A 22,203-nucleotide genomic window follows, 5' to 3' on the forward strand; every position below is an offset into this window, starting at 1 on the left:
CCGCATGTGTCACGACCGGCACCGCGCCCCCATCCTGCGCCAAGGCCGCAACATCCCGCTGCGAGGCCGGCGCCACACAGACACGCGTGATCCAACCTATCGGCGTGCCGCAAGGCACGCCGATTTCGTATGAGGACCCATCGCGAGGAGAGCGGCACCTGATGCAATCGTCGGCCAGGCAACTCCAGGCACGCTCGAAGGCCGAAGTCACGCCGTGCTGCCAAACACGTCTTGCCGCTGGAAAGGAACACATGTGAGCCGGCTGGTTCGTGTCACTTTGGCCGCTCTGGCGCTGACGTCCGGCGCGGCGCATGCGAACGACATTGTTGCAGGCGTGAGCGATACGATCAGAGTTCGCGTGGGAACGCCTCTCGTCGCTCGTGGGCCGGCCGGCGATATCGCCGACAATTGGTTTTCCGAGATCGAGCTGCCCGATGGCCGTTTCCGCGGCTTCACCGCCGGCGGCGTCACATGGGCCATTGACGGTCATCATCCCTACGAAATGAGCGGCCCGGGGACCGCAGTCTTGAGAGCGGGCCCGTCAGGCAGCTCAAGCACATGCGGGCAATGGATCCAGCACGTCGAACTGGTGGGCAAGACGCTCTATGGCTGGATCCACGACGAGACCGCCTGCAACTACGCAAAGGGCCAGACGCACGCGTCGATGACCATCGCGACCTCCGCCGATTATGGCCTCACCTGGAAGATCCAGGGACCGATTGTCGTCGGCACCGATCCGCCTGCGGCCAGCAAATTCACCGGTGACAGTTGTCCTTCAGTGATGAAGGGGCAAGATGGGTATGACTACGCGTATTGCCTGCGCAACGGCGGGCAATCCTGGAACGGCGGTTATACGTTCATCGCGCGCGCACCTGCCACCAACCCGGCTCCCGGCCAATGGAAGAGGTTCTTCAACGGCGCATGGTCCGAACCTGGCGTGGGCGGCAAATCCAGTCCCGTCGACGGCCTTGGCATCGCCTATTGGACGACAACGCATCAGACCATCGGTCTGAATTGGGTTCGCGGCGGCATCGGACTACAAGTGTCGGCCGACCGCCTGCACTTCACGCCGGTTTTTCCTCAGCCCCTGATGCTGGTCACGGGTGGTGACTGGGGACGCCATGACGGCCTGGAACTTGTCTCCTATCCCGATCTCATCGACGCGAAGACCGGCCTCAATCAGCTCGGCGACAATTGGCTCCTCGCCTACATGTATCTCAGCCCGGGCGAGGGCTTCGCCAAACGCTATTTGATTTTCCGGCCGGTCGACATCTCCTGGTCGCGCGCTCCGGAAGAGACTGTCGCGGCTGAAATGCTCACCCACTGGTACGATGCAATCCATCACGACCATTGGGCCACCATCGCCCCCGTGCCCGGGAATTACACGTCCTACCGCCTCGTTGCCCAGCTTGGCTACATGATGACAACAGCCGATCCCGCCAAGCCCACCGTTGAACTCGAGGAATGCATCAGCAAGGCGGCCGGCCCTCCGGATCGCATCCTGACGAAGAAGGGCGTCTGTGAACAAAGTGACTACAAGCCGCTTCGCACGGCCGGCTTCATTTACACAACCGCTCAACCCGACACGCGGCCGTTATACCGCTGCTACTCCGAATCCGAACATTCTCACTTTGCTTCGAACGATGAAGCTTGCGACAAGATGGGAAAGCGAGAGGAATTGCTGGGGTATGACCTCAATCGGTGACGTCGCGCAGTTCCGTTTCGAATGGCCCGATATCAGGCGAGCGCGTCGGCCGCATCGCTGATCGCGGCGTAGATTTCCTCGAGGTCCGCCTCGGTGACGCAGTACGGCGGCATGACGTAGATCGTGTTGCCGAGCGGGCGCAGCAGCAGGTTTCGCCGTTCGAAGAAGGCCTGAAGCTTGGGGCCGATGCCGGCGAGATAGCCGGCATCGCTGGCCTTCAGATCGAGTGCGGTGATGGTCCCGGTGCGGCGGACGTTTTCGAAACGCGTATCAGTGCGGAACGGCGCAAGCATACGCTCCTGCATCGCGGCGAGCGACGTGACGCGCTCGCCCGCGCCGTGCTGCCAGAGCTCGAGGTTCGCTTTCGCCGCGGCGCAGGCGACCGGGTTTGCCGTGTAGGAACTTGAGTGGAAGAACATCCGCGCACGATCGCTGGAATAATGCGCATCGTAGATGTCGGCACGGCACAGCGTCACCGCCAGCGGCAGCGACCCGCCGGTCAGGCCCTTCGAGTAGCACGCGATATCAGGCGTGACGTCGGCCTGCTCGCACGCGAACAAGGTGCCGGTGCGGCCCCAGCCGGTCATCACCTCGTCGGCGATGAACAGCACGTCATGGGCTTCACAGATGCGCTTCATTTCCGCCAGCACCCAGGGCGGATACATCAGCATGCCGCCGGCGCCGAGGATCAGCGGCTCGACGATGAAAGCCGCTGCGGTTTGCTCCCTGCACGCGGCTTCGAGCGCGTCGAGCGGCGCCTGCTCGTGGCCGGCAGCGGGAAACGGGATTGACGCGACGTCGAACAGCAGCGGTTCGTACGCCCTGTTGAAGACGCCGCGCGCGCCGACCGACATCGTGCCCACGGTGTCGCCATGGTAGGAGTGCTCCATGACGATGATCCGCGTGCGCGGCACGCCGATATTGTGCCAATAGCCGAGCGCCATCTTCAGCGCCACTTCGACGCTGGTCGAGCCGCTATCGGAGAAGAACACGTAGTCGAGTCCCTCAGGCACCAGCTTCAGGAGCTGCGCGGCAACCGCTTCGGCCGGATCGTGGGTATGGCCGGCAAAGATGATCTGATTGAGCTGTTCGGCTTGGTCCTGGATCGCGCGCACGATATGCGGATGGCAATGACCGTGGGTCACGACCCACCAGGACGCGATCGCGTCGATGATGCGACGGTCATCCGCGGTGTAGAGATAGGCGCCCTCCCCGCGCACGATCCTTGTCATCTCGCCGTGCAGCGCGTGCTGGGTGAACGGGTGCCAGATCGGCGATTTCCTGGGCGACGTCATGCGTTGAAATCTTCGCTCCGGAACGATGCCTTGAACGCTGTGCGCAGTGCGTCTGCCGTGAGCGGTGAAAGCAGGGGCAATCGCCCCAACCGGCGCACCTGCCCGATCTCGCAGATGGCGAGCTCGCTCTCGGGATTGCTCTCGCCGATGAATGCGATCCCGAGAACGTCGATTTGGCGCTTGCGCAGCGCCTCGACCGACAGCAGCGAGTGATTGATGGTGCCGAGCGCGGTGCGGGCACAGAGCACGACCGGAAGCCGCCATCGCTCGAAGACGTCGATGTAGAGCATGTTGTCGTGCAGCGGCACCATCAGCCCGCCGGCGCCTTCGATCACCAGCGGCCGGTCGCCAATGTCGGGCACGGCGAGCGCCGCGGGATCGATGCGGACACCGTCGATTGCGGCAGCCTGATGCGGCGAAGCCGGCGTTCGGAGCCGGTAGCGCTCCGGCACGATGCGATCGGCCGACAGACCACCAAGCCGCGCCACCAATTGCGCATCGGTCTCCCCGTCGAGACCGGCCTGAACCGGCTTCCAGTAGCTCGCGCCGAGGAAGCCGGTGAGGCCCGCGGAGAAGATCGTCTTTCCAATTCCGGTATCGGTGCCGGTGACCACGATCCGGCCGGTCATCGCGACCAGCCCCGCGTCTCCTCAACCAGCGCATCGAGCAGCGCGCGCACGTCGGCCTCGCTGACATTGAGGGTCAGCGCAATCCGCAACCGCGCCGTGCCCGCCGGCACGGTCGGCGGCCGGATGCCTCTGACGTCGAAGCCGCGCATCTGCAACGCCGACGCAAGCTGCATCGCGCGCGCATTGTCGCCGACGATATAGGGCACGATCTGCGAGTTCGACGGACTGTGCCAGCCGCGCAGTCCAAACTCGCGATGCGTGAACGCGACCAGCTTCGCGAGGCGCCGCTGATGCTCGGGCTCCTCCTTCAGGATCAGCAGAGCCTCACGCACCGCAACGGCCACAAGCGGCGACGGCGCGGTGGCGAAGATGAACGGGCGGCAGCGATTGACCATGAAGTCGCGCAGCACGGTCGAAGCCGTGACCAGCGCGCCGGCGGCGCCGAGTGCCTTGCCGCAGGTATGAACGATCACGAGGTTCTCGCGCCCTTCATAGGGCGCGGTCAGCCCGCGCCCCTGTTCACCATAGACACCGGTGCCGTGCGCCTCGTCCACCATCAGGAACGCGTCGTGGCGCTCGGCGAGAGCGACGAGCTCGTCGAGCGGCGCGACGTCGCCGTCCATGCTGTAGACGCTTTCGACCACGATCCAGACCCGGCCCGTTCCGCCCTCGGCGCGCCAGCCGCGAATGGTGTCTTCAACGGATTGAGGATCATTATGTTCGCTGAACCGGAACTCGGCCCGGCCCGCGCGTGCCCCCTCATGGATGCTAGCGTGCACCAGCGAATCCAGAACCAGCAGGTCGCAGCGCTGCGGCAACGTGGTCAGCACGGCGAAATTGGCGACGTAGCCGCCGCCGAAGAACAGCGCGGTCTCGGCGCGGAAGAACGCGGCGGCTTCGGCCTCCAGCCTTTCGTGCTCCTCGCAATTGCCGCGCAATAGCCGCGACCCGCCGGCGCCGATCGGCGTGCCGGCCTCGAGCGCGGCCGCAACCGCTTGCTTGATGCGCGGTGCGCTCGCGAGCGCCAGATAGTCGTTCGAGACGAAATCGATGCCCGCGCGCGGCTTCAGGCTACGCAGCCGATCGTCCTTGCTCAGGGCGTGCAAGGCCGCGACGTAATCAGCGGTCTCGGCCGCATGGATTGCGCTCATGTTCGCTCACAGATTTTTGGTTGGTCGCGCGGCGAATGACGCCGCGCGCGCCGCACGTTGCGATCAGGCGAGACGGGATGTGATGCCAAGCCGATCGAGCAGATCGGCATCGCGATCGCGCTGCGGGTTCTTGGTGGTCAGCAACACATCGCCGATGAAGATCGAATTCGCACCGGCGAGGAAGCACAGCGCCTGCAGCTCGTCGGTCATGTACTGCCGTCCGGCCGACAACCGCACCACGCTGTTCGGCATCAGGATGCGCGCGGTCGCGACCAGCCGTGCCAGCGCGATCGGATCGGGACGCTCCGCGGTCTCGTTGACCGGCACGCCCTTGACCTCGTTCCACAGGTTGATCGGCACGCTCTCCGGAGGGCTCGGGAGATTGGCGAGCAGCACCAGCATGCCGAGCCGGTCCTCGACCATCTCGCCCATGCCGATAATGCCGCCGCAGCAGACCTTGATGCCGGCATCGCGCACATGCGCGAGCGTATCGATGCGGTCCTGCAAGGTGCGGGTGGTGATGATCTTGTCGTAGAACTCAGGCGAGGTGTCGACGTTGTGGTTGTAGAAGTCGAGCCCGGCGTCGGAGAGACGTTCGGCCTGCTTTGGCGTCAGCATGCCGAGCGTGACGCAGGTCTCCATGCCGAGGCGCTTCACCGCGCTGACCATGTCGCAGACCTGGTCGAGGTCGCGGTCCTTCGGGCTGCGCCAGGCCGCGGCCATGCAGAAGCGGCTTGCGCCGGCGTCCTTGGCGCGCTGCGCGACCGCGACCACTTCGTCCCGAGGCATCAGGCGGGTGGCCTTCAGGCCGGTGTCGTAATGCGCGCTCTGCGAGCAGTAGCCGCAGTCTTCCGGACAGCCGCCGGTCTTGATGCTGAGCAGGCTCGCGGTTTCGACGTGGTTCGGATTAAAGTTGGCGCGGTGAATGCCCTGCGCCTGGAACATCAGATCCGCGAACGGCAGGTTATAGAGTGCCTCGGCCTCGGCACGTTCCCAGGTCTTGCGGGGCGGTGCGCTGCTGCGGCTGTCGGTCCGTTCGATCTCAACGACATCAACCATCGGGCTTGCCTTCTTGTTTGTGATATATCATAGATAATATGGCATATTATCTATGATCCTGGACTTATAACGATGCTAGCCGAGGCCGTGCGGCAGCGCACCCGTTTTTATGATAGATAATCTATGATGAACGAAGGCGAGAACACGACGACCGCCGGGCGCATTGCCGAGGTGCTGGCTGAAGGCATCATCAGCGGCGGGTTGCCGCCGGATGCGCCGCTCCGGCAGGACCATGTCGCGCGGGAATTCCATTCCAGCCACGTCCCGGTGCGCGAGGCCTTCCGGCAATTGGAGGCGCAGCATCTCGTCGTTGCCGTGCCCCGTCGCGGGGTGCGGGTCGCGCCGCTCGACACCAATGCAGTGAAGGAGATCGCCGAGATGCGCGCCGCGCTCGAGGTGGTCGCGTTGCGCAACGCTGCGCCCAAATACACATCGGCCCATCTGGCACGGATCGAGGTCGCCATGATCGAAGGCGACAATGCCGAGACGGTGCAGGATTTCGAGCTGGCCAATCGCGCCTTCCATCACGCGCTGGTGGCGCCGTGCGCGATGCCGCGCCTGCTCGCCAGCCTCGACGGCCTGCAGCTCGCAAATTCACGGTTGGTGTTCGCGATGGCGCGCAACGCCGGCTGGCGGCCGCGGCCGAGCCAGGATCATCGCGTGATTTTGCAGGCGCTGCGTGCACGCAACATCGAGCAGGCCTGCAGCCTGCTCGCGCGGCATATTCAAACCATCGAACGGCTTGCGCTGCCGGCGGCGTGATCGCGTTGTTCCGGATCGCGCGGCAGACCCGCTTCACCTCGCCCCGCCTGCGGGGAGAGGTCGGATCGCATCGTGAGATGCGTTCCGGGTGAGGGGGAGTCTCCGCGGACGCGGCTATCACGGAATGCGCGGAGACAGCCCCTCACCCCAACCCTCTTCCCGTAAGAACGGGGCGAGGGAGCGCACCATCTTCGCGCTACGCGATCGCGACGATCTCCAGCTCTTGCTCGCCTGCGCCCGCGACGTCGCCCAGGGCCTTGCCCATCAGCGACCTCGCCACCGGCGAGACGAAAGAGATCGAGCCGGCCTTCGGATCGGCTTCATCCTCGCCGACGATCCGATAGGTCTGCACCCGCCCGTCGGCGCGGCTGAAGGTCACGGTGCTGCCGAAGGCGACGGTTTCAGTCGAGGAAGGATCAGCGACGACCTGCGCGGTGCGGAGCCTTTCGGTCAGATAGCGCGCATCGCGCAGCGGAACCGCCGACTGCCGCCGCCGTTCGTTGACGTCGTCCAGTTGCTGCGCGGCCTCGTAGGCCTCGCGCGCCTCCTGCAGCTGACGCTCCAGCGACTTGCGACCTGCTTCCGTCACCAGATTGGCATGCGGCGATATGGGGCGGTCCGGCAACAGTGTTTCCGACGCGGTCTCGGCACTCTCTTCCTTGGTGAAGGCAACGCTCAATCCGGCACTCCATCGATGAGCCGGGCAGTATAGCCCCGCCTCACTCACCTTGCTAATGCGCGATGGGATTAGGCGGGAGCTAGTGCGGCGCCGGCTGTTCCGCTTTGCTCCGCCTGCCGAAGCGGTTCTTGACGCCCTCGCGCCAGCCCTGGAAGGTGACAAAGAGCATCGGCACCAGGAAGATGCCGATCGAGCTGGCGGCGAGCATGCCGCCGAACACCGCGGTGCCGACCGCACGGCGGCTGATTTCCGCGGCGCCGGTCGCGACCACCAGCGGCACCAGGCCGAGGATGAACGCGATCGAGGTCATCATGACGGCGCGGAAGCGCATTTGCGCGCCCGTCGTCGCGGCCTCCACGATCGGCCTGCCGGCCTCACGCTGCTCCTTGGCGAATTCGACGATCAGAATGCCGTTCTTGGCGGCGAGCGCGATCAGCACCACGAGGCCGATCTGGCCATAGAGATCGAGGTTGAGGCCTGCGAGCTTGATCGCGAGATAGGAACCGAACACGCCGACCGTGACCGACAGCAGCACCGGAATCGGGATCGTCCAGCTCTCATACAGCGCCACCAGGAACAGGTAGGCAAACAGCACCGCGAGCGCGAGGATGATGCCGGTCTGGCCGGAGGCCGCCTGCTCCTGATAGGCGGTGCCGGTCCATTCAAACGAGTAGCCGGCCGGCAGCGTCGACTTCGAGAGCTCGGCCATCGTCGCGATCGCGGTGCCCGACGACACGCCCGCCGCCGGGCTGCCGTTGATCGTGACCGAGCGATAATTGTTGTAGCGCGTGATCACTTGCGGGCCGGTCACGATGCGCAAGCTCGCGATCGAGCGGATCGGCACCATCTCGCCGCCCGTGTTGCGCACATAGATCTGCCAGATGTCGGGGATGTCGGCGCGGTTGGCCGCATCGCCCTGCACGTTGACCTGCCAGGTGCGGCCAAACAGGTTGAAATTGTTGACGTAGATGCCGCCGAGCGTGGCCTGCAACGCGGTGAAGACGTCGGCCATGTTGAGGCCGAGCGCCTGCGCCTTGGCGCGATCGATGTCGAGGTAGACTGATGGATTGGTCGCGGTGAAGGTCGAGAACACGCGGGTCAGGTTCGGATTGCGGTTCGCACCGCCGATCAGCCCAGCCATCACGCTGCTGAGCGAAGCCGGATCCTGGCCTTCGAGCGCCTCGAGCTGATATTCGAAACCGCCTGATGTCGAGAGCCCGATGATCGGCGGCAAATTGAACGGCAGCACCGAGGCCTGACGAATCTGCGATCCGCCGACGAAGGTCTGCGCGATCGCGGCCTGCACCGATTCGGTCGTGGCCTTGCGGTCGGCGAACGCCTTCATGCGCGCCACCATGAAGGCCGAATTCGGCTCGCTGGCGCCGTCGAGCAGCGAGAACCCGATGATCGACAGCACGTGGTCAACCGCCGGGTTCTTCTTCAACAGTGCTTCGACCTGCTTGGTGACCTCGCTGGTGCGCGCCACCGACGCGCCGTCGGGTAGCTGCACCGCGATGAAGAAGGCGCCCTGGTCTTCCTCGGGGAGGAAGCCGGTCGGCGTGATCTTCGACACGCCGAACACCGCGCCGGCGAACACCAGCACCGCGACCAGCGACAACACCGCGACGCGGACCAGCCGCTGCACCACGCCGGCGTAGCGGTCGCGCACCCAGTCGATGCCGCCGAGCACCCGCCCCATGATGCCGCGGCGCGGCCCGCCGTGACGCAGGAACACGGCGCACAATGCCGGCGACAGCGTCAAAGCATTCAGCGCCGAGATCACCATCGCCGCGCTGATCGTCACCGCGAACTGGCGGAACAGCGTACCGGAAATGCCGGGGATGAACGCGATCGGCACGAACACCGACAGCAGCACCAGCGAGATCGCGATGATCGGCGCGGTGATCTGCGCCATCGCCTTCTTGGTGGCGTCGGCCGGCGACAGCTCCGGCTCCTCCTCCATGACGCGTTCGACGTTCTCGACCACGACGATGGCGTCGTCGACCACGATACCGATCGCAAGCACCATCGCCAGCAGCGAGACCGTGTTGGCGGAATAGCCCATCGCGAGCAGCACCGCGAAGGCACCGATCAGGCTGACCGGAACCGCAACTGCCGGAATCACCGTGGCGCGCAGATTGCCGAGGAACAGGAACACCACGATCACGACGAGCACGAAGGCCTCGCCGAGCGTCTTCATCACTTCCTTGATCGTATCGGAGACGAAGGTCGTGGAGTCGTATTGCACGAGGTAGGTCAGCCCCGGCGGAAACCGCTCCGACAACCGCGCAAGCGTGGCCTGCACGGCCTTGGCCGTGGTCACGGCATTGGCGCCGGGCGCCAGATAGATGCCCATCGGCACGCCGGGATTGCCGTCGATCCGCGATTCCGAATCCATGTTCTGCGCGCCGATCTCGACGCGGGCGACATCCCTGATCCGCAGCACCGATCCATCCGGATTGGCCCGCAGCACGATGTCGCCGAATTGCTTGGATGTCGTCAGGCGACCTTGGGTCTGCACGTTGAACTGGAATTGCTGGTCGTTGCTGATCGGACGTGCGCCGATGCGGCCGACCGGCGCCTGCACGCTCTGGGCACGGATCGCCGCGATCACGTCCGACGGCGCCAGATTGAGGCTGGTGAGGCGCTGGGTGTCGAACCAGATCCGCATCGAATAGTTCAGCTTGGCGAACAGCGACGCCTGCCCGACACCAGGTGTCCGCGAGATCGCGTCCAGCACATTGATGATGGCGTAGTTGGTGATGAACAGCGGATCCTGCTCGGCACTCTTGCTGTACAGCACGATGAATTGCAGCACGGCCGATGATTTCTTCTGCACCGTCAGGCCCTGCGCCTGCACCTCGGTCGGCAATTGCGCGAGCGCGCTCTGCACCCGGTTGTTGACGTTGACGGTGTTGATATCAGGGTCGGTGCCGAGCGCGAACGAGACCGTCAGCGTATAGCTGCCGTCGTTGCCGCTGGTCGACTTCATGTAGAGCATCTTGTCGACGCCCACGACCTGGGCCTCCAGCGGCTGGGCGACGCTCGATTCGACGACTTCGGCCGACGCGCCGGGGAACACGGCCGAGACTGTGACCTGCGGCGGCACGATGTCCGGGAACTGGGCGACCGGAATTTGCATCAGCGCCAGCGCGCCCGCGATCGTGATCACGAAGGCGATGACGATCGCAAGCCGCGGACGATCGACGAAGACGGCGGAAATCATGGGTTATTGCCCATCGATTTCGGCGTGCTACTGGCGCCGCCGTCCACGGAGACCTTCATGCTCGACTGGATCAGCGCGCTGGCGGGCCCCGGCGCGACCACCTCACCCGGCTTGACCTTCTGCAATCCCTCGACCACGACCTTGTCGCCGAGCGCGATGCCGCTCGTCACGGCCGCAATCGTCGAGGTCGATTGCCCAAGCTTGATCCGCCGTTGCTCGGCCTTGTTTTCCGCGCCGACGACGTAGACATATTCACCCTGCTGGTCCGACAGCACTGCCGAACGCGGGATCGCCAGCACCTCGACCGGCTGCACGCCTTCCAGCAGGACTGTCACGAACTGATTGTCGGTCAACTCGCGGACCGAGCCACCGACTGCGACCGAGGTGTATGTCGACGGGTTCGGGATGGTGCCGCGCAAGGAGATGGTATCGGTGTTCTGCGCGATCGTGTTGTTGACGAAATTCAGCTCACCCGTCTGCCCGTAGAGCCGGCCGTCCGGCAGCCGCACGCGGATCACGACGGCCTTGAAGCCGCCGCGCGTCGCATATCGGTCGCGCAGATCGAGCGCCTCGCGCACCGACACGGGGAACGTGACATACATCGGGTCCTGGCTGACGATGGTCGTCAGGGTTCCCGAACTCGGCGTCACGACGTTACCTTCGGTGACCGAGGTACGCCCGATCCTGCCGTCGATCGGCGAGTGGATCTCGGTGTAGTCGAGATTGATCTGGGACAGGTCGACCTGCGCCTGCGCGGCCTGCACCTGTGCCTCGAGGCTCTGCTGGTTGGCGACGGCGGCGTCAACGCTCGATTGCTGGCCCGCCGGGCCGCCGAGCAGCGATTTGGCGCGGTCGGTGGTCAGCTTGGCGTTGACCAGCGTCGCTTGCAACTGGGCGACCTGCGCCTTCTTCGAGGCAAGGTCCGCCTCGAACGGGCCACGCTCGAGCTGATACAGCAGGTCGCCGGCCTTGACCTCGGCGCCTTCGACGAAGTTCCGCTTCTCCAGGAACGCGGTGACGCGCGCCACCACGTTGACGCGGTTGGGGGCCTCGATGCGTCCGAGAAACTCATTGGTTTCGGTGATCGGCCGCTTCACCGCCTCGAACACGCCGACGGCGGGAGGCCCGGGCGGGCCCGCCTGGGCATGGGCCGCCGCAATCCCGATCACCGCCAATCCCGCCGATACCAGAAGCCCTGCCAATCCACCGAGCATTCGTTCCGTACCACTCATGCTGTCCAACCCTTCGGCTACCAACAAGCTCTACGAGACGAATATGACGTCGAGTTCCCTCAGACCGGGAAGGTCAGGATGGACCAGGTGGTTGCAGGAGATCATAACGCGGCCGATACGACAATCCTGTAACCCGATCGCCCCGGCTTCAGCGATCCCGGCAATCGGCAGCTTCAGGAAGCGTCGCAGCGCTGCAAGCACGGGCGGCGGCAGCAGCCAGGCCGCTCACAACGCGACGGCATTCTTCAAGCGGGACGTCTGCTGATAGACGGGCGAAGCCAAATGGCCGTACAGCCATGGCCGCGCACGCTGGCCATTGACCTCGTGCACACCGTCGAAGACATCCATGTCGATCAAATGCGGATGGCCCGACGACGCGTAGACCGACTGCATTTCCGCGAACTTCTCATCCCGCCCGAGCTCGATCGCGTTTGCACCGTCGCCGTTGCCGACCTCGACGAACAGCGGACACGGACTGATCAGGTACGCCAGCTCGCCGCCGGCATACCTGGCACGGCTGTTGGCGAAGTGAATGTAGGTTGCGAGCTCGATCCCGAGGTTCTTGCTGATGACCGACGACATCAGAAGCTTCCTCTCGTCGCGCATATATCCGGAGACGACGGTCGGTCGCATCCGCCCGGTGGCGGCTTCCAGATGCAGCGCGAGAAACGCGCCCCAGGACACCCCGTAGACGCCGACATTCAGACCGGACGCGCCGGTCAGCTTGCGGCAGACGATTTCGCCGGCGTCGATCGATGCGCACGACACGTTGTGCGCGGAGACGCCATGGGATGCCAACATCGCGGCAATGTTGTTCTGGCTTTCCTGATTTCCGATCTGGACGATGTAGGGACACCGGACGACGTATCCGTCCTGGCATAGCTGTTTGCCGAGCGCGTTCATGTAGTCCTTGTCGGCATCATCGAAGCACCGCTCCGGCGTGCTCGCCATGCCGTGGCCAAGCAGGATCAATCCCTTGAACGCTCCATCGGGAATCCCGAGGCAGCCGCGCACCGGCACGCCGCACTCCAGATCGAACTCGACCTTCACGACGGAAAATCCATCTGCCGTGTCGCGCCAAAGAATCCGGATCTCGTCGCGGGATGGCCGATAAAGCCGCCGCTCCCGAAACAGCGAGCGCATCTCTCGTCGAATGTTCGAACCGGTTGCGACCGCGCGCAGCTTTCCGCCGGCGGCGATGTCGAAGAACGACCGGCAGAACGTGTCGTAGCCAAGAGCCGGCAGATCGATATTCGCGCACGATCCCCGGCAATGACCGAGCGCCAGCGTGTTGCCGGTGACGGATGCGGGGCCGACCAGCGTCATCAACAATCCGCAAAGCGCCCTGCGGCCGATCATCGGCCCTCCCCGAGCCGACGATGGCTCGCATGAATGACAGCGTTGGCCGCCCAGCTGGCGCTACAGATCGCGCGGATACAAATTAAAGGATGTCCATGATCGAACGATCACCCGCAGCGTTGCAAACGTGTGACGCCTTCAGGCCGCGCGCACCGGCAATTGATGCCACATATATTTCGAGACGCTTCGGATTTATTTCTGACTGTCACGCAGCTTCGATTCCGCCACACGCGGCGATGATCGTCAGAGCTTCATCGTCAGGCCTTACAGGTGCAGGGCGCGACCATCGACCTTGCGTTCTGGCGGGTGCCGGAGTGGCTGTTCGATGAACCCGACGAACTCATCGTCTGGGCGCTGGCCGCTGCGCGCCGGGCCGCAGCCAAACGCGCGCGACCTGACGCGCCCGCGCGAAAACCGCGAACAAGGCCGGCGAAACGCCGTATATTCCCGTGATGCGCGTAAACGCGCACCGGAATAACCCGGACTCGTGGCTCGGACCGAATTGCACTACGCAATATTTTCGGGATCGATGGGTTTACTGTTGGACAACAACGTTCTTGGAATGGCCGATGGCGAACGACCAGCATGAGCATCTGATTGAGCTGGCCTATGAGGCCGCGGTCGTCCCCGAGCTTTGGCCGAATGTGCTGCATCAGGTCGGCGAGATCGCGAAAGCGCGCGGTATCGTGTTGCTGACGGCCGCCCCGCACGACGTCCGCTGGGTCGCATCCCCCGACATGCACGACGACACGGTGGCTTATGTCGAAGGCGGCTGGCACGAGCGCAACGGGCGGTTGCCGCGCCTGCTCGCGGCCAACCATGCCGGCTTCCTGCGCGACATCGACGTGTTCGCGACGCCCGAAGAGGTGCAGCAGGATTACCAGATCCGCCAGTTCTTCCGCCCGCGCGGGCTCGGATGGGGTGCCGGTACCGCGATCCCGGTGCCGAGCGGCGACGTGCTGATCTACAGCGTCGAGCGCGAATATCAGCATGGGCCGATCGAGCGGGAAGCCATCGAGCAACTCGATGCGCTGCGCCCGCATCTGGCGCGTGCTGCGCTGCTGTCCGCGCGGCTCGGGATGGAGCGCGCCAAAGCGGCAACCGAATCGCTGGCGATGCTCGGCCTGCCCGCAGCGGTGCTGCGGCGCGGCGGCCGTCTGATGGCGGCCAACACGCTGTTCGATCGCCTGGTGCCGGACGTGATGCAGGATCGCGCCGAGCGGCTGGCGCTGACGACGCCCTCCGCCGACGCGCTGTTCGCGCAGGCGGTGGCGGCGCTCGAACAAGGCCTCGTCAGCACGGAGGTCCGCTCGGTGCCGATCGCGGCACAGGACGATCGTCCGCCGCTGATCGTGCATCTGATCCCGATCCACGGCGCCGCGCGCGATCTGTTCGACCGCGCGTCGGCGATCGTGATCGTGACGCCGGTGGTGCCGGCGGAGGTGCCGACCGCGGAAGTGCTGCAAGGCCTGTTCGACCTGACGCCGGCGGAAGCCCGCGTCGCGCGCGGTATTGGCGAAGGACGCACCGTCGAGGCAATCGCCGGCGCATTCGGCATCTCCCGCGAAACGGTGCGCAACCAGCTCAAGGCCGTGCTGGCGAAGACCGGGCTCGGCCGACAGGTGGAGCTGGCCGGCCTGCTCGCCGGTGCGAAGGTGCCGCCGGGTTCGTCTTCGGACTAGCCGCTACTCTCAACTCAGGCCGGGCTCAGGCGAGCCTGAAAGAAGCCGGCAATACGGCTGACCGCATCAGCGGTCGTTGGATCATTGTCCGCAAAATCGAATCCGTGCGCCTTGCCCGGATATCTGACGATCTCCGCCGCCGCACCGACCGACTTGCCGAGCCTGACAAGCTGCTCACCGCTGGCGAGCGGCACGTTGCGGTCGGCCTCGCCGTGCAACTCGATCATCGGCGGCAGATGCTTGACCTGCGGCGCGATCTTTTCGGGCATGCCGCCATACAGCACGGCTAACGCCGCCACGCGCTCGTCGCGCGCGGCCGCTGCCGCGGCAACGTAGCCGCCGAGCGAAAACCCCAGCAGCCCGATCCGGCCGGAACTGTCCGCACCTGCCAGCACCGACGTCAGCACGGACGAAACCCGCGCAGTCCAGGCATCGAAACGCCCGCTCTCGTAGGCCTCGCGGCGCTCGCGCGTGTGCAGCGGCTCGAATGCCTGCTCGTCGGCCGGCGTGTAGTAGCGAACGAAATAGGCATCGATGTCGTCCGCCGTCAGCGCATCGGCATAACGCGCATAGGCCTGCGGCCTGAGATCGAAGCCGCGCGAGCCGTGGAGAACCAGCACCGCCGGCCGCTTGCCGCCGCGCCCGGACGCAAAGCGGTTGAGCGTCACACGGCCGTCGCCGGCCTCGACGCTCAGCGTCTCAGCGGTCGCCGCCGCAACCGAACGCGACGCCGCGAGCAGGGCAAGGCCGCCAAGCAGGCTCCGTCGGCTGATTGCTGGCATCGGGACCTCGATGGGACTGCGCGGCCGTTGGCCGGGCCGCGCCGCTATATCATGCCGAACCGTACGCCCGATAGAGCGCGCCATCATCAGCCGGGCCATTCCCTGCCGGCCTGGCGAATAAGCCGGCATGGCCGCCTCAGACCGCCGGCGGCACCCTCGGGGCATCGCCAAGGATCGCATGTTCAAACCGCGCCGGTTGCGCTAGTGATAGCTCCCCTTCCTGCGCCATCCGGCGCATGTCCAGTCCAATGAGTGCATCTGAATGGCCGAAGCCGACCTCGACGCCGTGATCCGGCAAACCGCAAGAGCGCAGACCAAGGCCGTGATGGCGGCTGCCAAGAAGCGCCAGGCCGTCTGGGTCGCGCGCTCGGCCAAAGCCAAGGACAAGGACACCAAGGCGCGCTTCCGCCACCTCGCCAAGAGCACGATCCTGAACGCGACCGCGACCGCCAAACGGTTGCAGAATTCGGCAGAGAATGCCGCCGACGCCTATGCGCGCGCCATGAAGAAGGCGATGGAAGAGCCGCCGCCGGCCAAGGAATCTCAGAAGAAATCTGAGAAGAAACCCGACAAGCAAGCCGAGAAGAAGCCGGCGAAGAAGAAAAAGAACGCCTGAGAGGCAGCCCCGCATGCTCACCGTTCACCATCTCGGCAAGTCGCAATCGGAGCGGATCGTCTGGCTGTGCGAGGAGCTTGCGATCCCCTACGAGCTGAAGTGCACCGCGCGAGATCCCGTCACGATCCTGGCGCCGGCCGACTACAAGGCGCTGCACCCGATCGGCGCCGCGCCCGTCATCACCGACGGTGAGCTGGTGCTGGCCGAATCCGGTGCTGTCGTCGAGTACATCGTCGCCAGATACGGCAACGGACGGCTGGCGCTGAAGCCCGACCATCCTGACTTCGCGCAGTTCCTGTACTGGTTTCACTTCGCCAACGGCACCCTGCAGGCGCAGATGGGCCGCAGCATGATCCTGCACCGGCTCAACCTCGCTCCCGACAATCCGATACTGGTCGCGACCAAGACGCGAGTCGATCGTTCGTTCGACCTGATCGACGCACGCGTGCGCGATGCCGAATATCTGGCGGGCGATGCATTCACGACGGCCGATATCATGATCGGCTTCTCGCTGACGACCATGCGCAATTTCCTGCCCTACGACCTCGGCCGCTGCCCCAGTATCCGGAACTATCTCGGCCGCATCGCCGCGCGCCCGGCCTATCAGCGCGCGATGCAGAAGGGCGATCCCGGCATGGCGCTGCTGCTGACGTGAGATCGTGATGCCGCGTTACGTCGCCCTGCTGCGCGCGGTCAATGTCGGCGGCACCGGCAAGCTGCCGATGACCGAACTGAAGGCGATGTGCGTCGACGAGGGATTTGCCGACGTGCAGACCTATATCGCGAGCGGCAATGTCGTGTTCTCCTCGAAGCTCGGCGCGGCCAAGGTCAAGGCCGTGCTGGAGAAGCGGCTGCAGGCCTATGCCGGCAAGCCGGTCGGCGTTGCGATCAGGAGCGCGGACGAGATCGCCGCGGTGCTGAAGGCCAATCCGTTTCCGAAAGCCCCGCCGAATTTCACCGTTGCAATCTTCCTCGACGAGCCACCACCCAAGGACGCCCTGAAGGACCTCAAAGGCCAGCAGGACGAGCAAATCCGGCTCGGCAAGCGCGAGATCTATGTCGCCTACGGCAGCGGCATGGGCCGTTCGAAGCTGAAGATCCCCGCCGCCGCCAACGGCACCGCGCGCAACATCAACACGATCGCAAAGCTGGCGGAGCTTGCCGCGGGCGACTGATCGAAGACCCGTCATCCTGAGGTGCGAGCCTCTTCGGCGAGCCTCGAAGGATGCACGGCCCGGCTGGTGGCCGATTCATCCTTCGAGGCTCGCTCCGCTCGCACCTCAGGATGACGGGTCAAATGGTTCGACTCGCGGATGGGTACTGCGTTGCTAGGTCTCCCGCACAGCAAATCCTTCTGCACCGAGCCTGGACAGCACCTCTTCCAGATGCGCACGGTCGCGGGTCTCGATCACGAGCTCCAGCAACGTCGCCTTCGCCGGCAGATCGGAGAAGGTACGCTGATGCGAGACCTCGATGATGTTGGCGCCGGCATCCGCGAGCAGGATCGACACCGCCGCGAGCTGGCCGGGCCGGTCGACGATGTCGAGCGCCAGTTGCGTCAGCCGCCCTTCGCGCGCGAGCTCGCGGGTCAGGACCGAGGCGATCAGCCTGGTGTCGATGTTGCCGCCGGTCAGCACGAGCCCGACATTGCGGCCGGCGAAGCGCTCCGGCGCCGCAAGCACCGCCGCAAGGCCGGCGGCGCCGGCACCCTCGACCACCGTCTTCTCGATCGAGATCAACGTCGCGACCGCGCGCTCGATCTGGTCCTCGCTGACCAGCAGGATATCGTCGACGAGGTCGCGAACGATCCTGGTGGTGATCTCCCCGGGCGCCTTGACCGCAATGCCCTCGGCGAGCGTATCGCCGCGCATCGGCAGCTGCTGGCCTTTGACGGCATTGTACATCGACGGATAGAGCTGCGCCTGCACGCCTACGATCTGCACCGACGGCTTCAGCGCCTTTGCGGCCGTGGCGATGCCCGAGATCAGCCCGCCGCCGCCGATCGGCACCACCAGAATATCGAGCTCGGGCACCGCCTCGAGCATTTCGATCCCGATCGTGCCCTGGCCGGCGATGATCAGCCGATCGTCATAGGGATGGACCAGGATCAAGCCCTTCTGCGCGGCATGTGAGCCGACGAACGCGAAGCATTCCTCCAGCGTCTGCCCGGTGATGATGACCTCGGCGCCGTGTCGCCTGGTATTCTCGATCTTCACCATCGGGGTGCCGATCGGCATCACGATGGTGGCGGGAATGCCGAGCCGCTTGGCATGATAGGCCACGCCCTGGGCGTGGTTGCCGGCCGACATCGCGATCACCCCGCGCTTGCGCTCGTCGGGGGACAGGGCTTGCAGCCGGTTCAGTGCGCCGCGTTCCTTGAAGGTCGAGGTGAACTGCAGGTTCTCGAATTTGAGGAACAGGCGGCAGCCGCAGATCTCGCCCAGCGTGCGGCTCTCGTTGCAGGCCGTGACCATGACCGCGTCCCTGATGACGTCGGCGGCACGGCGCACGTCAGCAAGGGTCACGGCGGGTATATTGGAAGGCTGCGGCATCGGTATCGCTCAGGTCCGTTTCGTCAGACGGAACCTAGCGGGTTTCGGCGCTAAAGACGACCGTGCTATCGCGCGGACGTCACCACTTGCGCCGGCTTGGCGGGCACCGCCGGCTGGATCTCATCGCATTTGGGGCATACCAGCGCGGTACGGAAATGCTTGTCGAGCACGATGGCTCGCGTCCTGCCGCACCGGCAGCGCATCGGCTTATCCATGGAAGATCTGCCCGGGTTCGAGATGCAAGGAAAGCGTGCGCTTAGCTAGCCCGGTCCGGTTAACCCAATATGACTTGAAGCCGGAAATTTAGAAGAACCCCGCGCTGAGATCGAGGCCGTAGCTTGCCCTGAGCACCGCGACGAACAGGGCCGCGAACGCGAACAGCAGAACATGCCGGGCGATGCTGCTCCGAAGCGAATTGGCCGGAAACACGCGTGCAATCGATTGAGCCAAAGCAGTCATTTGCGACCTCCAGAGCGACGTCCCGAAGGTAGGTCGCGCGCAACGCCGCGAGGTTCAACGCGGCTCGCGGAACGGCCGGCGGCGCACTGATGCGCTCAGCTCGGGGTCACGTTGCGCCCGCGCCCGATTCCTGAAGCGATGACCGATCACGATCAGCGTGCCCTCAGTGCGAAGCACAGTCTCGACCGACGGCGCGGGCGGCAGATTGTCTTGCGTGATGGCCTCCAGTGCGCGCAGGAGCTCGCGGCCGGCCGATGTGATCTCCCAGCCGTCGACGTCACGCAGCACATAGCCATTGCTAAAGATGTCGAGTTCGGGAACCCGCGACGCAAGGCGCTTGACGCGCGCATGCCAATCGTCGCCGCTCGACGAGAGGATAGCGAGGTCGTGCTTGAGGGAATCGAGTGTGGCTCTGCCGCTGACGTGACTGGCCAATATTTTTAGAATCGCAACCTGTATGCTCAACTCGACGCCTCGACCGCCACGGTTCTTTTTATTCTGCGCAGCCGATCCGGAAATTATCGCGCTGATGACTCCGACGTCCAGTCATCAGCGCCAGTTATCCAGAACCCGGCGTGACGGTATGAACTTACGCCGCGCGCGACTGACCGACGCGGCGCTCTGGCTTTAACGACGACATCGATTCCCCTTCCATATCCTGCGGCGCGCCCCAAAATTCCTGCACCGTCGGCCCATGCTTCAGCCGCTTGTCGCGCAGGAAGCCGAGAATCTCGTGCGGCCAGACCCGGCGTCCCATCTGCGTGTACCAGCGCATCGCATGACGAAGCCCGGCATCACGATGAAACAGCACGCGCAGTAAAGCCTTCGGACGGCATTGCAGCACCATCTCGGTGAACTTGAACCAGAGCAACACGCGCCACGGCGCCATGTGCCGTGTCGCGAGCACCTGATGCTTGTAGTCCCAGCGGCGGCGATCGGCCTGAATCACGCGCCGTCCTGCCGCGAGGCGGAAATACGGCGTCCAGCGATGCGGCGTGACGTAGAGCATCTGGATCTGGTCGGGATCGTAGGACAGCAGCTGCCGCAAACCACGCCAATGATCGCGGTCGGTCTCCTCCTCGAAGCCGACCACCCAGGTCGCCATCGACAGGATGCCGTGCCGGCGCATCAAGCGGATGGCCTCGCGGTCGGTCGTGGTGGTCGCGCCCTTGCGGATCAGCTCCAGCGTCTTCTCGTCGGTGTTCTCCATGCCGAGCAGGAAGCGCTGCCAGCCCGCCTTCTTGTAGAGATGCAGGATGTCGGCATCGCGCACGATGTCGTCGGCGCGGGTCGAGCCGACCAGGATCAGATCGACATTCTCTGCGATCAGGGCCTCGAGAAAGGTCCGCCAGGCCTTCTTCGAGACGGTCGGATTCTCGTCGGCGAAATTGATCACCTTGACGCCGTGGTCGCGATGGAGCCGCGCCAGCTCCTTGGCGAAGCGCACGGGATCGCGGTGCCGCCATCGGGTCCAGAAGCCGCGCTGGCCGCAATAATTGCAGAGATGCGGACAGCCGCGCGAGAACTGCACCACGACGGCGCGCAGGCCTCCCCAATAGCTGTAGCGCGCGCGATCGATCAACTCCCAGCCGACGCGATAGGCATCGAGATCGCGGATCACCGGCGCAGGCCGGGTGACGCGCGGCCCGCTCTCGTCGCGAAACGCGATGCCGTCGATGCCGGCGAGATCGCCGCCATATTCCAGCGCCCGCATCAGGCGGCGCGCAGTCTCCTCGCCCTCGCCGCGTACGATCGCGGTGACGTAGGGCTCCTCGCGCAGCACTTCACGCCAGTGATAGGTCGGGAACACGCCGCCATAGACGATCAGTGCCCTGGGCAAGGCCTTCACGATCGCTTGCGCCACCTCAGCAATGACAGGGTGGCCCGAGGTCGAGCCGGAATGGCCGAACAACACCGCATCCGGCGAAAATCGCGACGCCTCCGCCAGGATGGCGGCGAGCGGCATCGGCCCGAACTCGGCATCGAGGAGACGAACCTGATGGCCGTCGTCGATCAGGGGACCGCCGATCGACAGCAGCCCGAGCGGCGGCAAATGATCGTCGGGAATCCGGCTGCCGATCGCTGGATGCGGCACGTTGATGAGAAGTATGCGCATGGATGATCGCTCCCGCTTTCATTGGCGTGATCGTTCGTCCCCGCATCTTGAGAGAGAGAGCCCAACCCCCGGCCGGGCTTTTCGAGCAACTAGCGCAAGCTCTCTATTTGAGCATGATCTTTTCGGAAAACCGCTTCACACTTTTCCGGATCATGCTCTAGAGGTTCGGCACCTCCGCCGGCGCGATCGCGGTCAGCCCGCCGAAGCGGCGCTCGCGGCGATGGAAGGAGGCAAGCGCGTCGGCGAGATCGTCGGCATCGAATTCAGGCCACATCCGCTCGGTGAAATGCAGTTCGGCATAGGCGCCCTCCCAGAGCAGGAAGTCCGACAGCCGCTTCTCGCCCGAGGTGCGGATGATCAAATCGACGTCGCGCAGGCCGGCCTCGCCGGTGATCAGATCGGCGAAGGCCTCGCGGCTCAGTTCGCCGACGCCGGCGGCGCGCGCCGCGGCGTTCAGGATCGCGTCGCGCGCCGAATAGTCGATCGCGATGCGCAGATGCAGCGTGGTGCCGTCTGCGGTCGCAGCCTCGGCACGCGTGATCGCCGTGGCGATGCCGTCGGGCAGCCGGTCGCGGCGCCCGATCACGCTGAGGCGGACGCCGTTGCGCACGAGGGCCGCGATCTCGTTGGCCAGATAGAATCGCAGCAGTCCCATCAGCGCGGCGACTTCGGCCTTCGGACGGCGCCAGTTGTCGCTGGAGAACGCATAAAGCGTCAGTGTGCCGACGCCCTGGTCCGGCGCGGCCTCGACGATGCGGCGGATCGCCTCGACGCCTGCCTCATGTCCGCGCAGGCGCGACAGGCCGCGCCGCGTCGCCCAGCGGCCGTTGCCGTCCATGATGATGCCGACATGCAGCCGCATGGCGGCTTCCGGCTTGAGCGCGACGTTGCTTTGCATC

Annotated in this window: 21 protein-coding genes; 7 read left to right on the forward strand and 14 right to left on the reverse strand. The window is 65.1% G+C overall.

Annotated elements, in window-relative coordinates; genetic code table 11:
• A partial coding sequence (locus tag H8A95_RS10865; protein WP_229183169.1) for a hypothetical protein occupies nt 1-257 on the forward strand: 257 nt, incomplete at its 5' end.
• Nucleotides 254-1,705, forward strand: a complete 1,452-nt coding sequence (locus tag H8A95_RS10870) for a hypothetical protein (RefSeq protein WP_229183170.1) — start codon at nt 254-256, stop codon at nt 1,703-1,705. The genes H8A95_RS10865 and H8A95_RS10870, both read left to right, overlap by 4 nt.
• A 32-nt stretch (nt 1,706-1,737) precedes the next feature.
• Here H8A95_RS10870 and H8A95_RS10875 read toward each other — a convergent pair whose 3' ends face one another.
• The 4 genes from H8A95_RS10875 to bioB form a co-directional block, all read right to left on the reverse strand.
• The gene (locus H8A95_RS10875; protein WP_229183171.1) at nt 1,738-3,000 is read right to left on the reverse strand and encodes an adenosylmethionine--8-amino-7-oxononanoate transaminase; all 1,263 of its coding nucleotides are present in this window, start codon (nt 2,998-3,000) and stop codon (nt 1,738-1,740) included.
• Nucleotides 2,997-3,629, reverse strand: a complete 633-nt coding sequence (gene bioD, locus H8A95_RS10880) for a dethiobiotin synthase (RefSeq protein WP_229183172.1) — start codon at nt 3,627-3,629, stop codon at nt 2,997-2,999. Before bioD ends, H8A95_RS10875 begins: the two co-directional genes overlap by 4 nt.
• Nucleotides 3,626-4,780: an 8-amino-7-oxononanoate synthase gene (locus H8A95_RS10885; RefSeq protein ID WP_229183173.1), complete on the reverse strand. Its 1,155-nt coding sequence runs from the start codon at nt 4,778-4,780 to the stop codon at nt 3,626-3,628. Before H8A95_RS10885 ends, bioD begins: the two co-directional genes overlap by 4 nt.
• 63 nt (nt 4,781-4,843) lie before the next feature.
• A complete protein-coding gene (bioB, locus tag H8A95_RS10890) occupies nt 4,844-5,839 on the reverse strand; it encodes a biotin synthase BioB (protein WP_229183174.1) in 996 nt (331 codons plus the stop codon).
• A 123-nt stretch (nt 5,840-5,962) separates the two neighbouring features.
• Here bioB and H8A95_RS10895 point away from each other — a divergent pair, with 123 nt between their 5' ends.
• Nucleotides 5,963-6,601 carry a GntR family transcriptional regulator gene (locus H8A95_RS10895; RefSeq protein ID WP_229183175.1) on the forward strand — a complete coding sequence of 213 codons (639 nt, stop codon included), beginning with the start codon at nt 5,963-5,965 and terminating at the stop codon, nt 6,599-6,601.
• Between the two features lie 196 nt (nt 6,602-6,797).
• Here H8A95_RS10895 and greA read toward each other — a convergent pair whose 3' ends face one another.
• The 4 genes from greA to H8A95_RS10915 all read right to left on the reverse strand — a co-directional run bounded on the left by greA (nt 6,798) and on the right by H8A95_RS10915 (nt 13,097).
• Complete coding sequence (greA, locus tag H8A95_RS10900) at nt 6,798-7,280, reverse strand: transcription elongation factor GreA (protein WP_229183176.1); 483 nt, start codon at nt 7,278-7,280, stop codon at nt 6,798-6,800.
• 79 nt (nt 7,281-7,359) lie between these two features.
• Entirely contained in the window at nt 7,360-10,506 is a 3,147-nt protein-coding gene (locus H8A95_RS10905; protein WP_229183177.1) for an efflux RND transporter permease subunit, read from the reverse strand.
• Nucleotides 10,503-11,738: an efflux RND transporter periplasmic adaptor subunit gene (locus H8A95_RS10910; protein WP_229183178.1), complete on the reverse strand. Its 1,236-nt coding sequence runs from the start codon at nt 11,736-11,738 to the stop codon at nt 10,503-10,505. The genes H8A95_RS10905 and H8A95_RS10910 overlap by 4 nt, the downstream gene beginning before the upstream one ends.
• 225 nt (nt 11,739-11,963) lie before the next feature.
• On the reverse strand, nt 11,964-13,097 hold the full coding sequence (locus H8A95_RS10915) for a hypothetical protein (protein WP_229183179.1): 1,134 nt from the start codon (nt 13,095-13,097) through the stop codon (nt 11,964-11,966).
• Nucleotides 13,098-13,666: 569 nt separating this feature from the next.
• On the opposite strand from H8A95_RS10915, the gene H8A95_RS10920 reads away from it, so the two are divergent.
• On the forward strand, nt 13,667-14,779 hold the full coding sequence (locus H8A95_RS10920) for a helix-turn-helix transcriptional regulator (protein ID WP_229183180.1): 1,113 nt from the start codon (nt 13,667-13,669) through the stop codon (nt 14,777-14,779).
• 14 nt (nt 14,780-14,793) lie between these two features.
• Here the strand turns inward: H8A95_RS10920 and H8A95_RS10925 are convergent, their stop codons facing one another.
• Nucleotides 14,794-15,561 carry a dienelactone hydrolase family protein gene (locus H8A95_RS10925; protein ID WP_229183181.1) on the reverse strand — a complete coding sequence of 256 codons (768 nt, stop codon included), beginning with the start codon at nt 15,559-15,561 and terminating at the stop codon, nt 14,794-14,796.
• Between the two features lie 262 nt (nt 15,562-15,823).
• On the opposite strand from H8A95_RS10925, the gene H8A95_RS10930 reads away from it, so the two are divergent.
• The 3 genes from H8A95_RS10930 to H8A95_RS10940 are packed head-to-tail and all read left to right on the forward strand — an operon-like array spanning nt 15,824 to nt 17,352.
• Nucleotides 15,824-16,177, forward strand: a complete 354-nt coding sequence (locus tag H8A95_RS10930; protein WP_229183182.1) for a hypothetical protein — start codon at nt 15,824-15,826, stop codon at nt 16,175-16,177.
• A gap of 13 nt (nt 16,178-16,190) precedes the next feature.
• A complete protein-coding gene (locus tag H8A95_RS10935) occupies nt 16,191-16,832 on the forward strand; it encodes a glutathione S-transferase family protein (protein WP_229183183.1) in 642 nt (213 codons plus the stop codon).
• 7 nt (nt 16,833-16,839) lie between these two features.
• Nucleotides 16,840-17,352 (forward strand): DUF1697 domain-containing protein, encoded by a 513-nt coding sequence (locus H8A95_RS10940; RefSeq protein WP_229183184.1) that lies wholly within the window; start codon nt 16,840-16,842, stop codon nt 17,350-17,352.
• 153 nt (nt 17,353-17,505) lie between these two features.
• Here the strand turns inward: H8A95_RS10940 and H8A95_RS10945 are convergent, their stop codons facing one another.
• The 5 genes from H8A95_RS10945 to H8A95_RS10965 form a co-directional block, all read right to left on the reverse strand.
• Nucleotides 17,506-18,729, reverse strand: a complete 1,224-nt coding sequence (locus H8A95_RS10945) for a threonine ammonia-lyase (protein ID WP_229183185.1) — start codon at nt 18,727-18,729, stop codon at nt 17,506-17,508.
• A gap of 303 nt (nt 18,730-19,032) precedes the next feature.
• Complete coding sequence (locus H8A95_RS10950; protein WP_229183186.1) at nt 19,033-19,188, reverse strand: response regulator; 156 nt, start codon at nt 19,186-19,188, stop codon at nt 19,033-19,035.
• 54 nt (nt 19,189-19,242) lie between these two features.
• Complete coding sequence (locus tag H8A95_RS10955) at nt 19,243-19,653, reverse strand: aminoacyl-tRNA deacylase (protein ID WP_229183187.1); 411 nt, start codon at nt 19,651-19,653, stop codon at nt 19,243-19,245.
• 124 nt (nt 19,654-19,777) lie between these two features.
• On the reverse strand, nt 19,778-21,304 hold the full coding sequence (gene bchE, locus H8A95_RS10960) for a magnesium-protoporphyrin IX monomethyl ester anaerobic oxidative cyclase (protein ID WP_229183188.1): 1,527 nt from the start codon (nt 21,302-21,304) through the stop codon (nt 19,778-19,780).
• A 157-nt stretch (nt 21,305-21,461) separates the two neighbouring features.
• On the reverse strand, nt 21,462-22,202 hold the full coding sequence (locus tag H8A95_RS10965) for a di-trans,poly-cis-decaprenylcistransferase (RefSeq protein WP_229183189.1): 741 nt from the start codon (nt 22,200-22,202) through the stop codon (nt 21,462-21,464).
• Nucleotide 22,203 lies beyond the last annotated feature (1 nt).

The sequence above is a fragment of the Bradyrhizobium oropedii genome (assembly GCF_020889685.1).
Lineage (GTDB): Bacteria > Pseudomonadota > Alphaproteobacteria > Rhizobiales > Xanthobacteraceae > Bradyrhizobium > Bradyrhizobium oropedii.